Source organism: Paracoccus sp. J39, assembly GCF_000518925.1.
Classification (GTDB): Bacteria; Pseudomonadota; Alphaproteobacteria; order Rhodobacterales; family Rhodobacteraceae; genus Paracoccus.
On the sequence record NZ_JAEN01000002.1, the window covers coordinates 77,900 to 90,632 of the forward strand.

Annotated in this window: 22 protein-coding genes and 1 pseudogene; 16 read left to right on the forward strand and 7 right to left on the reverse strand. The window is 63.0% G+C overall.

Annotated features, from left to right (window positions below):
• Nucleotides 1-28 precede the first annotated feature (28 nt).
• The 6 genes from L632_RS24190 to L632_RS0102335 all read left to right on the forward strand — a co-directional run bounded on the left by L632_RS24190 (nucleotide 29) and on the right by L632_RS0102335 (nucleotide 6,224).
• Nucleotides 29-196 (forward strand): hypothetical protein, encoded by a 168-nt coding sequence (locus tag L632_RS24190; protein WP_156933617.1) that lies wholly within the window; start codon nucleotides 29-31, stop codon nucleotides 194-196.
• Nucleotides 193-753 (forward strand): hypothetical protein, encoded by a 561-nt coding sequence (locus L632_RS0102310; protein WP_028716307.1) that lies wholly within the window; start codon nucleotides 193-195, stop codon nucleotides 751-753. The genes L632_RS24190 and L632_RS0102310 overlap by 4 nt, the downstream gene beginning before the upstream one ends.
• A gap of 498 nt (nucleotides 754-1,251) precedes the next feature.
• Nucleotides 1,252-1,746: a hypothetical protein gene (locus L632_RS0102320; RefSeq protein WP_028716309.1), complete on the forward strand. Its 495-nt coding sequence runs from the start codon at nucleotides 1,252-1,254 to the stop codon at nucleotides 1,744-1,746.
• Nucleotides 1,747-1,858: 112 nt separating this feature from the next.
• Nucleotides 1,859-2,623: a hypothetical protein gene (locus L632_RS23405; protein ID WP_028716310.1), complete on the forward strand. Its 765-nt coding sequence runs from the start codon at nucleotides 1,859-1,861 to the stop codon at nucleotides 2,621-2,623.
• Nucleotides 2,623-4,050, forward strand: coding sequence for a hypothetical protein (locus L632_RS0102330; RefSeq protein ID WP_156933618.1), 1,428 nt, complete (start codon nucleotides 2,623-2,625; stop codon nucleotides 4,048-4,050). The genes L632_RS23405 and L632_RS0102330 overlap by 1 nt, the downstream gene beginning before the upstream one ends.
• Entirely contained in the window at nucleotides 4,050-6,224 is a 2,175-nt protein-coding gene (locus tag L632_RS0102335; RefSeq protein ID WP_028716312.1) for a hypothetical protein, read from the forward strand. The genes L632_RS0102330 and L632_RS0102335 overlap by 1 nt, the downstream gene beginning before the upstream one ends.
• On the opposite strand, the gene L632_RS24195 is transcribed toward L632_RS0102335, so the two are convergent.
• On the reverse strand, nucleotides 6,181-6,357 hold the full coding sequence (locus tag L632_RS24195) for a hypothetical protein (protein WP_156933619.1): 177 nt from the start codon (nucleotides 6,355-6,357) through the stop codon (nucleotides 6,181-6,183). The genes L632_RS0102335 and L632_RS24195 overlap by 44 nt on opposite strands.
• 56 nt (nucleotides 6,358-6,413) lie before the next feature.
• On the opposite strand from L632_RS24195, the gene L632_RS21955 reads away from it, so the two are divergent.
• The gene (locus L632_RS21955; RefSeq protein ID WP_156933620.1) at nucleotides 6,414-7,022 is read left to right on the forward strand and encodes a hypothetical protein; all 609 of its coding nucleotides are present in this window, start codon (nucleotides 6,414-6,416) and stop codon (nucleotides 7,020-7,022) included.
• 285 nt (nucleotides 7,023-7,307) lie between these two features.
• Nucleotides 7,308-7,586 carry a hypothetical protein gene (locus tag L632_RS24200; protein ID WP_156933621.1) on the forward strand — a complete coding sequence of 93 codons (279 nt, stop codon included), beginning with the start codon at nucleotides 7,308-7,310 and terminating at the stop codon, nucleotides 7,584-7,586.
• Between the two features lie 16 nt (nucleotides 7,587-7,602).
• Here L632_RS24200 and L632_RS0102360 read toward each other — a convergent pair whose 3' ends face one another.
• From L632_RS0102360 to L632_RS0102370, 4 genes are all read right to left on the reverse strand, one after another.
• The gene (locus L632_RS0102360) at nucleotides 7,603-7,830 is read right to left on the reverse strand and encodes a hypothetical protein (protein ID WP_028716313.1); all 228 of its coding nucleotides are present in this window, start codon (nucleotides 7,828-7,830) and stop codon (nucleotides 7,603-7,605) included.
• A gap of 241 nt (nucleotides 7,831-8,071) precedes the next feature.
• Nucleotides 8,072-8,728, reverse strand: coding sequence for a DUF3800 domain-containing protein (locus tag L632_RS24205; RefSeq protein ID WP_172823714.1), 657 nt, complete (start codon nucleotides 8,726-8,728; stop codon nucleotides 8,072-8,074).
• A 57-nt stretch (nucleotides 8,729-8,785) separates the two neighbouring features.
• The gene (locus tag L632_RS0102365; RefSeq protein ID WP_028716314.1) at nucleotides 8,786-9,007 is read right to left on the reverse strand and encodes a hypothetical protein; all 222 of its coding nucleotides are present in this window, start codon (nucleotides 9,005-9,007) and stop codon (nucleotides 8,786-8,788) included.
• A complete protein-coding gene (locus L632_RS0102370; RefSeq protein ID WP_156933622.1) occupies nucleotides 9,007-9,306 on the reverse strand; it encodes a hypothetical protein in 300 nt (99 codons plus the stop codon). Before L632_RS0102370 ends, L632_RS0102365 begins: the two co-directional genes overlap by 1 nt.
• A gap of 165 nt (nucleotides 9,307-9,471) precedes the next feature.
• On the opposite strand from L632_RS0102370, the gene L632_RS0102375 reads away from it, so the two are divergent.
• Nucleotides 9,472-9,801, forward strand: coding sequence for a Rap1a/Tai family immunity protein (locus L632_RS0102375; RefSeq protein ID WP_028716316.1), 330 nt, complete (start codon nucleotides 9,472-9,474; stop codon nucleotides 9,799-9,801).
• Between the two features lie 109 nt (nucleotides 9,802-9,910).
• On the opposite strand, the gene L632_RS0102380 is transcribed toward L632_RS0102375, so the two are convergent.
• A complete protein-coding gene (locus L632_RS0102380; protein ID WP_028716317.1) occupies nucleotides 9,911-10,294 on the reverse strand; it encodes a DoxX family protein in 384 nt (127 codons plus the stop codon).
• 117 nt (nucleotides 10,295-10,411) lie between these two features.
• Here L632_RS0102380 and L632_RS24820 point away from each other — a divergent pair, with 117 nt between their 5' ends.
• Entirely contained in the window at nucleotides 10,412-10,558 is a 147-nt protein-coding gene (locus tag L632_RS24820) for a hypothetical protein (protein WP_232220949.1), read from the forward strand.
• 6 nt (nucleotides 10,559-10,564) lie between these two features.
• On the opposite strand, the pseudogene L632_RS24825 reads toward L632_RS24820, so the two are convergent.
• A pseudogene (locus L632_RS24825) lies at nucleotides 10,565-10,657 on the reverse strand (transcriptional regulator); the annotation flags it as partial.
• Between the two features lie 170 nt (nucleotides 10,658-10,827).
• On the opposite strand from L632_RS24825, the gene L632_RS0102385 reads away from it, so the two are divergent.
• The 6 genes from L632_RS0102385 to L632_RS21960 all read left to right on the forward strand — a co-directional run bounded on the left by L632_RS0102385 (nucleotide 10,828) and on the right by L632_RS21960 (nucleotide 12,645).
• The gene (locus L632_RS0102385) at nucleotides 10,828-11,061 is read left to right on the forward strand and encodes a hypothetical protein (RefSeq protein ID WP_115756339.1); all 234 of its coding nucleotides are present in this window, start codon (nucleotides 10,828-10,830) and stop codon (nucleotides 11,059-11,061) included.
• Nucleotides 11,058-11,231: a hypothetical protein gene (locus L632_RS24210; protein WP_156933623.1), complete on the forward strand. Its 174-nt coding sequence runs from the start codon at nucleotides 11,058-11,060 to the stop codon at nucleotides 11,229-11,231. The genes L632_RS0102385 and L632_RS24210 overlap by 4 nt, the downstream gene beginning before the upstream one ends.
• Nucleotides 11,232-11,326: 95 nt before the next feature.
• Complete coding sequence (locus L632_RS0102395; RefSeq protein WP_156933624.1) at nucleotides 11,327-11,602, forward strand: hypothetical protein; 276 nt, start codon at nucleotides 11,327-11,329, stop codon at nucleotides 11,600-11,602.
• A complete protein-coding gene (locus L632_RS0102400; protein ID WP_028716320.1) occupies nucleotides 11,599-11,808 on the forward strand; it encodes a hypothetical protein in 210 nt (69 codons plus the stop codon). The genes L632_RS0102395 and L632_RS0102400 overlap by 4 nt, the downstream gene beginning before the upstream one ends.
• Nucleotides 11,805-12,038, forward strand: a complete 234-nt coding sequence (locus L632_RS0102405) for a hypothetical protein (protein ID WP_028716321.1) — start codon at nucleotides 11,805-11,807, stop codon at nucleotides 12,036-12,038. Before L632_RS0102400 ends, L632_RS0102405 begins: the two co-directional genes overlap by 4 nt.
• A gap of 76 nt (nucleotides 12,039-12,114) precedes the next feature.
• Nucleotides 12,115-12,645: a hypothetical protein gene (locus L632_RS21960; protein WP_036697098.1), complete on the forward strand. Its 531-nt coding sequence runs from the start codon at nucleotides 12,115-12,117 to the stop codon at nucleotides 12,643-12,645.
• The last annotated feature ends 88 nt before the right edge of the window (nucleotides 12,646-12,733 follow it).

Here is a 12,733-nt window from a genome sequence, read left to right on the forward strand (position 1 = left end):
CGATGAACGATCCGCAGGATACGAGGGCATGGGCATGATTCTTGTCACAGTCCGCCCAGGCCCCGCCCTTCACGTCTGGCAGGATGGCCAGCAGTTGGCGGCAATCCCCCTCACGCCCAGCGCAGCCCTTTGTCTCGCGGCAGATCTGCTGCGGGCAGTCGCGCTGGGCAACATCTACATGGAGAATGAACGATGAGCGGTTATCTTGACGGCCTGGGCCGTGTCGGCCGGCGGGTATTCCGCGAGGCGCTGGCGATGAATGCCGAAGCGACGGCACAGGAATGGGCCGAGAACAGCCAGGACGTTTACCGGGGGGAGTTCGTGCCGGTGCGCGACCCGGCGGCAATCGAGGCCCTGCGCCGGGTCTATGAGGTCGTGCTGCGCCGGGGTGGTGTGGATCATGTCGAACGGATCAGCCCGGACGCCGCGCTGTCCTTTCCCAGCCAAGCTGATTTTGTAAAGCCGAGCCCGGTCTTCGCATATTTCGGGCATGGGTTCGTCACGGGCGACTATTCCATGAGCATAGAGGAATTCGCGCGTGAACGGCTGCAACTCGGCGCATGGCTGGCCGCCGGGGTGGACCGGGAAGGGTTTTGCCGGTTCGCGGTGCTGGTGCGCCCAGGCGATCAGTCGCCGGAATTTGACCGGACGGGCCGGCATGACGCCCTGCGCTCGCTGGCGTTCAATACGCTCGATCCAGCCGCCCGCGCTGCATTTTTCCGCAACATGAAACAGGGAGGGCTCTCGTCGTGAATCGGGTGCTGAGAAAATATGGCCGGCAAAACGCTGACCGGACGGCGGCAATGATGGCCCGCGGGTTCATGGTCCCCGCGGGCGGCGGCGTGGTCCGCATCTGCAATGCTGCGATGATTGAGGTTTTGCAGCGCGCGATTGCTGACATGCTCCGCAGTGGACGCTCGGAAATCGTGCGGCCGGTCACGTTGGAGGCTGCGACCGGCTTCCCCGGATTCGCTCCGCATTCCGACTGGTCGGACAGGGTATGGCTCGCAGTCGTGCTGGATGACAACGGCATGCCATATGCTGCCGTCCAGCAGGAGGGCCCTTCAAGTATTCCACCTCAGTGTCGTGTGGGGGCGGCGCGCTCCGCAGCGCTTTTTGCCGCCTGGCGCAATAGCCTCTCACCCTCGGCCAAGCTCGTGAACTTGCCACCTGCGGGGAGGGCATAAAGCTTGAGATTTCCAGCTGTATCAGGTAATATAATACCACAAGCGACGGTAGCGGTATGGGGCAATGCTGACCGATCAACAGACACTCGCGACCTCTGGCGTGGCGTCCTCAATCGAGGGCGCCGAAACCGCCTTGGTTCACCGCTTCGCGCGCTGGTTCCAGGGCGACGACCTGGCCATCCGCTTTGCCCGCCAGCTGTTCGAGGCCTGCCAGAAGTGGGACGACCTTGAAGACGAAGGCGCTTGCGAGGGCATGAATGCCCTTCTGTCCTGGCTGGGCTGGGGCAAGGAATACGAGCCGTATTTCGCGGCTCACGCGCATCTTCTGCGCCCGGCCATGCTGCAAATGTATCTGCAATGGCGGGCGGCCAACGTGCTGGACCGGGGCGACCGCAACGACGTGGCGAAAGCCTACATGCTGCGCGCCGGCATTTATACCGTCTGGCACCTGATGGCGTGGCTGGCCGGCGGCGATGACTGGGCGGCAGAGGTCGGCCCCGAGATTTACCGGACCTATGGCGAGACGCCGGAAACCCTTTGGAGAGAGTTCAATGCCTGATCCCGTTACCGGCGTTATCGCCGGGTCGTCTCTGCTTGGAGCCTCGTCTGCGTCGAAGGCGGCGAAAGCACAGTCAAAGTCGGCTGACCAGCAACTTGCCCTGCAAGAGCGTATGTATCAGCAGACCCGCGAGGATCTGGGCGGCTATCGCGATGCCGGCTCCACGGCGCTGCAAGCCCTGATGTATGAGATGGGGCTGGGTGCCGCGCCGACCGTGGGCGGGACCGCGCCGCAGATCGAGACCATCACCACGCCCGGCAGCACGACCACGCAAAGCTCCGGCCTCGGCCCCACGTCGATGGGTCTTTTCAACCGCAACGGCCGCCTTGGCGAGGACATGTCGCGGATGGTGACGACGCCGGGCAGCACGCAGTATCGCGTCGGCGGCCAGACGTTCAACACGCTGGAAGAGGCGCATGCATGGGCGCGGGCCAATCCGACCGGGGGCAGTGCCTATGGCGGCTTCACCGCGACACCGGGTTATGAGTTCCGCCTGCAATCCGGCAATGACAGCATCAACGCGCTTGCCGGTGCCCGTGGCGGCCTGCACAGCGGGGCGACGCTCAAGGCTCTGGCGGATTACAACCAGAACATCGCGAGCGAGGAATACGGCAACTATCTGGCGCGGCTTTCCGGCCTCACCGACATGGGGCAGGCCAGCGCGGCGAACACGGCGCAGGCGTCGAACGCCTTCGCGCAGATGGGCAGCGGCGCTTTGGCGAACAAGGGCAATGCCCTGGCTGGGGGTGCGGCAGGGTTCAACAACGCCATTCAGGATGGCATCAATAGCGGCATCAACCTGTGGGGCTACCAACAGGGGCTCAGCCGTCAGCAGCCGGCAGGCTTTACCCCGACCTACAGCGCGTGGAGGCCGTGATGGCGATGATGAACCCGAGCCTGATCCTGCAAGCCGGGCAGACCGCCGACGTGTTCGGCGCCCTTGAGCGCGGCAACGCCCTTGCCCAGCAGGTGAACCAGCAGCGCCAGCAGAACGCGCTGGCCGGCTTCCTGAAAGAAAGCGGCCCTGCGCTCGCCAGCGGAAATACCAATGCCCTGAATGCGCTGTATCAGTATGATCCGTTGTTGGCGCTCGACATGACCAGCCGCCAGCAAGACCAGCGGTATCGGCAAGAGCGCGATGCCAAGCTGGACGCGCGCGCCGACCGGCAGGAATCGCGTCTGGAAAACCAGTATCAACTCAACGTCCAGCAGCACATTCAGCGTGTTGGCGAGGCGCAGGCGCTCAAGGACGCGCAGGAGGCGGAACGCCTGGCCAAGATTGCGCTCGATTTCTATCATCGCGGCGACAAGGCCGGCCTAGCCGACTTCATCACAAGGGAAGGCGGCAACCCCGACGACTACAGTTGGGATGATATCCCCGTGAAAGCCAGAGGCTACCTGTCATGGGCGGATACCATGAAGGGGATGCAAGGCCAGGGCGCCGACTTCGACACCACGCAAAGCCTTCGAAAGGAGTTCACTGGCCTTCCCGACGTGAAGATGTTCATCGACCAGACCCAGGCGATGGAGCGCATCGAGGCATCGAAGAAAGACCCGAGCGCGGCAGGCGACCTGGCGCTGATCTTCAACTTCATGAAGATGCTGGACCCCGGCAGCGTGGTTCGAGAAGGCGAATTTGCGACGGCCCAGAACGCGGCCGGTGTGCCGGAACAGATTCGCAACCAGTGGAACCGTATCATCAGCGGCGAGCGCCTGTCGCCCAAGCAGCGCGACGACATGCTCAAGCAGGCGGGCAATATCTATCAGGCGTCGTCGGATCGGTTCGGCTCGGTGCGTGACGAATATCTTCCCATCGCCCAGCAGTGGGGCATCAATCCCGACTTGGCGCTGCCGTCCTATGGCTGGGCCAGCCCGTCACAGCCGGCGGTAGCGACCTCGGTTCAACAGCCGCAATATTCGCCGGACGCTGGCCCCGCCATGTCCGCTCCCCTCGCTGCGCAGCAGCCACCTTCGCGCCCGATCCAAGGTGCGCCTTCCGGCCCTGTTGCACCTATCCTGGTTACTGGCCCGGATGGCCGCTATGTCCAGACTCGCGCGCCGCAGAGCGCTGCTGAAGCGCGGCTTGTAGAAATGGCGAAGCAGCAGGGGGCGCTTTCCCCCGGATCTGCGCCCCAGCGGGCGCCAGTGCCGTCTGCCGCCAATCCATCAGCCTCTGTTTCAAGCCCGCCGCAATCCCATCAAGCGGGCGGTAGGCCTCCGCCTCCGCAGGTGGGCGAAGTGCGCAAGGGATACCGCTTTCGCGGCGGTGATCCGGCAGACCCGAACAGCTGGGAGAAGCAATAATGGCCGGTCCCTGGGAAGATTTTCAGCCGCAGACGGGGCAAGAGGATGGGCCCTGGGCGGATTTCGCCCCCGCGGCACAGGACCAGCCGTCCGGGCGTAGGGCCGTCGCGACGACCAAGGACGGCGGCACCATCTGGGAACTGTCCAGCGGTCAGCGCGTGTTCAGCAGCCCGAACTACAGCACCAGCGACCCGGATCAGGTGGCGAAGCTGATGGAGGGCGCCACGCCGGCCGATGTGTCCAAATCTGGATGGAACGAGGCCATCATAGACCAGAACCCGGTCGCTGCACGGGCCGCGAAGGCCGTGGAAGGCGTGCCGTTTATCGGCACCTATGCCGATGAAGCGGTCGGCGCGGTCTATGGCGATCAGGCCCGCGATGCCTGGCGCGCTACCTCGAAGGCGATGGATCAGGAAAGACCGTGGCAAAGCGCGGGCTTGCAACTCGCTGGGGGCATCACGGCCACGGTTCCCGCGCTCATGGCGGCAGGTCCCGGGATTGCTGCCGAAAGCCTCGGTGGCAACATGCTGCGCGGTGGCCTTTTGGGGATGGGCGAGGGCGTCGTGAGAGGTTTCGGACGCGGCGAGAATAATGCGAATGAGCGGTTCGGGACCGGCATCACCGATATGGTGCTGGGCGGTGCAGTCGGTGCCGCCATCCCTGCCGTTGCTCAAGGTGTTGGCGCGGCCTATCGCGGTGCACGCAACGCCCTGGCAGAATATCGCGGCATTGGACAGGTTGCCGACGACCTCGGTATCAGCCGCCGCGCTGGCCGCCTGCTGTCCGATACGCTGGAAATGGACGATGCCGCCCGAATGCGGAATGCTCTGGCACGCCCCGACGCGATGCTTGCCGATGCCGGCCCGTCCACGCAAGGCGCGCTTGATGCGGTCATTCAATCGCCCGGAGAGGGCGCGCGCACGGCGCTGGGGCGGATTGACGACCGGGCAACGGCGGCAGGCCAGCGTCTCAGCGGCCAGCTTGATCGCAGCCTGACCGGCAACAGCGTCGGCGCCCCGTCCTCTCGGCAGTTCAGCGACACGGCGCGCTTACAAGGGGATATTCGGTCGGCAACCGCCCCCGCACGCAAGGCGGTCTATGACGCCGCTTATGCGCAGCCCATCGACTACGCCAGCCCGCAAGGGGCAGCGCTGCTGGACGATATCAGCCCGCGCCTGCCTGCTGATGCGATCAGCTACGCCAATAAGCTGATGCGGATGAACGGTGAGAAGTCCAAGCAGATCATGGCGTCCATTGCTGACGATGGAACAGTGACCTTCACCAACCCGCCCGACGTGCGTCAGTGGGACTACATCAAGCAGGCGCTGGACGGGCTTGCGGAAAGCGGCGACGGCGCCGGGGCGCTTGGTGGACAAACCCGCATGGGGGCTGCCTATCAGGGTCTGGCGCGGGACATTCGCCGCAACCTTGGGCAAGCCGTGCCGGAGTATGATTATGCCGTGAATACGGCGGGCGATATCATCGGGCAGGTCAAGGCGATCAAGACGGGCGAAACGCTTCTCGCTCCGGGTGTGACTCGGGCCGAGGCAGAGGCGCTGCTTGACGGCATGTCTCAAGCCGAGCGCGCGGCGGTCAAACGCGGGTTGCGGCAAAGCATTGACGACGCAGTTGCTAATGTCAGGGCGGTTGCCAGCGATCCGAACATTGACGCTCGCGAGGCCTACAAGTCCTATACCATGCTCACGTCGCGGGCTTCACAGGACAAGATGAGGCTGCTTCTGGGCAAGGACTGGGAACCGCTCAAGCAGGCGCTGGACGACACGGCGCAGGCGCTCGGGCTGCGGGCGCGGGTGGCGACGAACAGCCGCACCTTCGGGCGTCAGCAGTTCGGGCAGATGCTGGATGACAGCCTAGAGCCGGGGGCGCTCGCTCGCGGCGAGCCGGTGAACACCGCCAAGGGCATCTGGCAACGCGTTACGGGATCAACCCCTGCGCAAATCCAGCGCGCCAAGAGCGGTGTGCGCAACGAGCTTGCAGACGTGCTGACCCGCCCGAACGCGCTGGCAACGCTGAACGCGCTGGAAGCGGCGCGCACGGCCTTCCCGATCCTGCCGGGGGCGGGGCGGGGCGTCACTAACGCGCTGAATGCGCTTGGCGCCGCCTCTCTGCCTACGTCGGCAGGAGAGTTGCGTAACTGGCTACGCCCGCAATGAGGCAGCAAAACAGCGCGAGCCCAATGGCAGGCCAATCGTTCTCGTTCTTTTTGATCCGCCAGACCGCATAGAGGAACACGATGGTGACCATGTTCGCGGCAATGACGACGGTAAACATCTCGGCCATGCTCATGGCTGGATCCTATGCCCTGCCGCGAACCATCGCAACTGATTGAAAGGGCCAGATTCATGCACTCACAGGCAAGCGCAGACAAGGCGCGGAACGATACGGGCGCTTCTGTCCAGGAGCTGGCGACCGCAGCGGATACCGTCCACCCGCCGGCATCTCAGAAGAAACGGACCCCGCCGACGATGGAAATCGAATGGCATGAGGACCGGAGTGTCAGGCTGGTCATCGACGGCGATTTCAGCCGCATTAGCAAAGCCACCGGCAACCCGGCAGTGAAGAACGGGCTGCTGGGGCAGATTTCAATCCTGGGCTCGCCCGGCACCAAGACGGACGCCAATGCCTCCAATTTCGCCTTGGGGTTCGTGGACAGCATGGAGCCGCAGGACGCGACCGAGGCGCTGCTGCTGACCCAGATGGCAGCGATCCATCAGGCGACCATGCACATGGCGCGCAGGTTGAATCATGTTGAGAACATCCTGCAGCAAGACTCTGCCGAGCGCGCGCTGAACAAGCTGGCGCGGACCTATGCCGCCCAGGTCGAGGCGCTGAAACGGTATCGCTCCAAGGGCCAGCAGGTGGTGCGCGTCGAGCGGGTCACGGTCGAGAGCGGCGCCCAGGCCGTTGTCGGGAACGTCAACCACGGGGGGCGGGGTCATGGCGAAAGCTGACGTTTACCCCATGCACAGCTCTCCCCGCTGCACGGCAATGTCGAAGCGATCTGGGGTCCGGTGCTGCAATCCTGCGGTGAAGGGCTGGACCGTCTGCCGGATGCATGGTGCCCGCAGCGGCGCGAAGCCTGGGCCCGCCCATCCGAATTTTCGGCACGGCCAGCGCACGAAAGAGGCCATGGCGCTGCGGGCGCAGGTCATGGCCCTCGTGCGGGAGAGCCGGGAGGTTGAGCAGCTGCTGCGGCTTTAACCCGCCGGTCTGTGGGGCAAGACCAGCAATCGCCCATGATGGCGAGCGATTGCCGACCTTACCGTGCAGTTCTGGCAGGTTTCGGCCAAGCCTTTGCGGCCGCTTCGTTTCATGAGGTCACGGCGGTTGGCACTCGCTATCATTATCCGATGCCTATTCTGTTGCTGTTGCCCATAGCCGCAGCGGTCGCCATCTCGATGGCCGTAATCCGCAGCGGGTGGCAGAGAGACGTGCTTTTTCTGCTGGGCGGGGCCGTTTTAGCCCCTTGGTTGCTGTATCTGTTCGCACTGGTGCAGATGGACCTGCCGCCATGAGCCGGGATCTGCGAGACTAGCAGTCCTCGCTCTTGTCCACGATGCCAGGCTTGCTCCTGTCCTCGCACATCGCGGTGTTGGGCTTGGCGCCGCGGTGCTTGGCAGGCCATTCCTTTCCAGCCTCGGGGTCGGCTTTCGTGAACTCCTCGGGCGAGTGTGGGCTGCCTTCGTGCTTGCCTTGGGCGTTCTGGCGCTCTGGGTCGGTCGCCGGGTTGTCTTTCTCGGTGGGATGTTCTCTGGCCATGATTGGTCCTCCTGGGTAACCAACCACCAGAATGCTGCGATGTTCCTGGATGACGAAGCCCCGCCGGAGCGGGGCTGGGCGGCGTTCCAAAATGGTCCGAAACGGCCCTATGTGGCCCAGAATCGTTGCATTGGGCGGCGTGATCGGCTATATTTCAGATGCGGCCCTTGCTCAGTGACAAGCCCCCTCGGGCGCTTCCTTCGGGATAGCTGAGATTGCGGGCCGCAACTTTTTCTGGGGCTTAATAGTAGTGCTTAGCCCCCATTCTCCACAGATCATATTCAGTTTTGATCTTGTTGGAGATCAGATCGTAAGCCCAAGTATCGCCCCTCTCCCACTTCCGTTGGATAGCCCACGCGCAGTAGTCAGCGATTTGCAGGCACGGCTCCGCGGCTGCGCGCGGAAAGGATGTAGCCCACTGTTGACGTTGAACGATCTGTTGGATCACGTCATTGACGGCAGCGGTATAGACAGCTTGGCCCTTTTTGGTTCCGAGGGCTGCCGCGAATATGTGAGCTTCGGTAACGCCAGCTAGCAACGCGGGCCCCACGTGCTTGAAGTGGTAAAACCAAGCGTATTTGTAGAACGTGTCCGGGCTTTTTCTGGTGTGTGGTTGTGCTTTAGATTTCTCTAGGATGGTAACATCTATACGAAAATCTTGCCCAGAAAGAAGGCTAAACACTTCGCGGCGAACGTCATTCTTATCTGCTGTCGCATGGAGTTGCTCTCCTACTGGAAGCCCTCTCCATGCCATGTCCCGCCTGAGCGCCAGCATCTTGTCGCCTGCTTCCCATGAGGGAAGGGACACCGTGCAGACCATGAAGTAACGACTTGCGCGGTCATTCTTGCAAAACGCAAAACATCCCGCTTCATCGGAAAAAATTAGGGCGCGACTCATCACCTAAGACGATACCGTGTCGCCAAACCCCTTTCAATGACTCCCAAATCCTGTTCCTCACCCCTCCCAATCCCTCAGCATATCCGCCCACTCGCACAGCATCCTCTCAGCGCCGAAATCGCCATTCCGGTGGCGTTCCTCGGCGGCTGCCAGCAGCAGTTGCGGCAGGTCGCTCAAGGGCACGGCGCCCGACTGCAAGGTCTGCAAGCGCAGCAGCCCCAGCACCACGCGCGCGGCTGCCTCGATCTGTTCAACTTCCTCGGTTCTCAACTCGGGCATTACTGCTGGCACCGCCCCTTGCCAATGCTGATGGTGTGGCGGGTCGGCCCCGGATGGTCAGGCGCAATGGAGGTCACCTTGACCTGCACCGCGCAATCCCGGCTGCTGACCTCGTATCCCTCGGCTGTCTTTTCGATGCGCTCGATGGGCTGCTGCTTGAGGGCGTCGGCCAGCCGGTTGTCGCCGAGTATCGCGTGCAGGATTTTCGAGCTATCCCAGTAGCCGCTCAAAGCCGCCGACGCTGGCATAGCCTGCACTGCCAAGCCCGCCGCCAGAAATGTTGCCATAGTCAAACGCATAGCCAGTCTCTCCGTTTTGCACGAGGTCAGCGTAGCAGCGGCGGAGAGTCAAGCGGCGGTCGCCACACGGGAGGATGCCATCGTTTCGGCCGATGCTTATTAAAAGCGGCTCGCTGATTCTGCCGGTCATGATAACGGTGGTATGAGATTCGCCAGGAGGTTGTGATGCGGTTAGTGGCTGCTGTGTTGGGGTTGGTGGTGGCAGGGCCTGTGTTGGGGCAGGACCGATTTTACACCGGCAATGAACTGCACGACTTATGCCGCTCCAACAGGAACTTCGTGGTCGGGTATCTGGCAGGATTCACGGATGGCCTTTGGATGGTGGATGCTGACCAGAACACTAATGAGTTAAATGCTTGCATTCCGAATGGCGTGACCCTCGGGCAGTTGGCAGATGTGGTTTGCGCGCATCTGGTTAAGTTTCCCGCCGCCCGGCATATGCCGGCCTCAAGGCTAACGCGCGGTGCCTTCAACATCGCCTTCCCCTGCCGGTGATCTGCGTAACTGCCGCTGACGCCCGTGGGGCGCTGGTGCTGGAGGTCATGGTGTTGCTTCCTCCAGCGCATTTAACTGCGCCGGAGACGGGATGCTCCTGCAGAGCTTCTCAGCGGCCCTTGAGCCGGTCGATGGACAGCGCCCCGGCACCGGTGGTCACGAGCAACAGGAAGACGAAGCAGAACAGGATGGCTGCATCGCCGCCGTTGGCCACGGGGAAAACGCTCTTGGGGGCATGCGCCATCCAATAGGCGAAAGCCATGTGCCCGGACAGGACGAATGCCACCGGCCGGGTGAACAGGCCGAGGATGATCAGTGCGCCGCCGATGACCTCCAGCAGCCCGGAGACGAGCGACAGCATGCCGAGGGTCTCGGGGCCGGGGATGGGGATGCCGAACAGCTTTTGGGTTCCATGCTCGAAATAGAGCAGCCCGGCGACGATGCGCAGGGCCCCGATTGCATAGAGCTGTAGCGCCGAAAGCTTGTCAGTCATCACCGTCTCTCATCTTTGGGTTGATGCTGCGGACAGTGGATGGCAGCATTCGTCAGAATGCAAGCAGGATGAAGGGCGGAGCGCAAAGCAATCGCATTGTTCTTCAGGGACGCGGCGATGCAAAGCTGCACGGTTTCAAGCCGTATCGGACCCATCAGCCCTCATGGCCACCCCAGGCCCCGCCGCGACCTGACCACCTTCGAGGAACTGCACGCCCTGGGCCTCAAGGGCCTTGCGGATGGCCTCTGCACTGGCGTGCTGTAGCCCGCCCTTTTCGGTCTCGAACCGCGTGATTGTGGCTGGGGTGACGCCTGCTGCTTCTGCAAGGTCTCGCACGCCTATCCGCAGTGCTGCTCGTGCCATCCGAACCTGCTCCGGGGTCAATGTTATGTCCCTGTGTAAAAAAGTTATGCCAGAGTGTTGACATGGGTATGCCTTGACGCTACTTTCTTAGCACAGTGGCATAATAACTCAATGCCCTGTGATGATTTACCTCGCCTAAGTGGCTGTCAGATTGCCGGATGGAGCTAATGATGATCGACAACGACCTGAAAAGGGCGACAGAGCCCGCATGTCTGAACGGCCGTGCAGGATCGGTCCTGCCGGCAACGGAGCGCGCCTTCATCGCGGAGCGTCTGCGGCTGGCCCTTGATGAAGTCGAGACGGGCGCAGGCGATCTGCGGTCAGTCCGCGAAGCTGTGCGTTTCCAGCGAGACGCCATCCGGGCCTCGCATCGCCGCCTCGCGCGGCTGGGCGGTGAGGCATGAGCGCTGCCGCTGTCCATGACCGGCATCATCGCGCGGCTGCGCTGATCCGCGGTTTCATCACCGTGGCCGAGGCTCAGGCGCAAGGCGCGGTGCTGGCCATCCCTCTGCTGCCGCTGGAACTCGCCCTGCGCGAACTGGCGGCGGATGAACCTTTCAACAAGGAGAACTGACGATGAAACGTCGTGACCTGATGAGACTGGCGCCGGTTGCGCTCGTGGCCGGTGCTGCCCCGGCAGGCGGGGCTGCAGGGGTCGAGGAAACCCCGGTGATGAAGCTGTTCCGGGAATGGCAGGTCGCCCACGATGCCGAAGTGGTGGCCTTTCGTGAAAGCGACACGGGCGAATGCGCCATGTGCGACGCGGCGACGGATCGCCTGACGGCCGTGGAGAAACGTCTGATCGCCGCGCCTTGCGAGGGGCTGGGCGATTGGGCGCTCAAGGTCATGGCATGGACCTGCTTCGGGGATTTTTCCATCGAAGATAGCTGCGGTCGCCATGACCTTTGGGCCGAAGCCCGCGCGCTGATCGGGGGTGCGGCATGAGCGCGCTCGAAACCTATTTGGATAAGATGCAGGACGACGCTGCTGCTCTTGAAGCAATCGCTCGGGCCATGCGCGCCCTGTCCACCCGCGACGAGGAAGACGCCCGCGCTCTGATGACTGAGCTGGCGGAAAAGGCGTTCAACCTCAGCCGTGGTCTGAACAACGGTCTGGACATCGTAAACCTGCCGAAGGGGGCCATAGTATGAGCTATTTCAACGCGCATTGCGACACCGAGGCCGAGCTTCATACCATCGGGGGGCTGCTGTGCATCTTGGATAATGTGGCCACTGACTTCCTGACGCAGGACGAAACCCCCATCGGCTCGGGCATCATCAACCTGATCCAAGTCGTCGCGGATCGCGTTAAGAAGGCGCAGGAACTGCACGATGCCGAGCTTGCCGCCCATAGGCCCGAGACCCGCGAACTTGTCGCCTGACAACCACCGCGCCCGGCCCCGGTCGGGCGCCTCCATTCCTTCATCCCATCTTCAACCGGCGCGAGGGCGCATCAGCATGGACACGGCCTATTCGATCAATCGGCACTGGTCGGATCGTTTTATTCCCGAGATCCGCCGCATCGTTGGTGCGCATCTCTTGCAGGTCGCGCCAGATTACCTCGATACCCGCCATGCCACCGATCTGCTGATGCTTGATGGCCGTGATATGCGCATCGCCGCCAGGGTGCGCCGCCATGGCTATGCCGGCCGCTATCCCTATGACTTCACCATCCGCTCGCGTCTGCCCTCGGGCAACCCGACCGAGCTGGCCAAGATTGTGAACGGCGAGGGAGACTGGCTGTTCTACGGCCATGCCAATGCCGTCGGGACGGGCTTTGACCTGTGGTGGCTGCTGGATCTGCGGGCTTTCCGAGCCGGGCTGATCCGCCACGCCTCGAACGGCTATCCCATTTCCTCGGGCGACCGGATGAACACGGACGGCACCTGTTTCAAGTGGTTCGATATCCGGTCCTTTCCCAGGGAGCCGCCGCTGGTGCTGGCGACCTCGGGGCTTCGCAGCGCCACGCCATCGCCGTGGCATGCCTGACCGCTGATTTCTCGGCCCAACCCGGAAGGGGGTGAACATGAGCGCATTGGCCGACAGAGCCCCCGCATCATGCGGGGGCTTTCGCTTG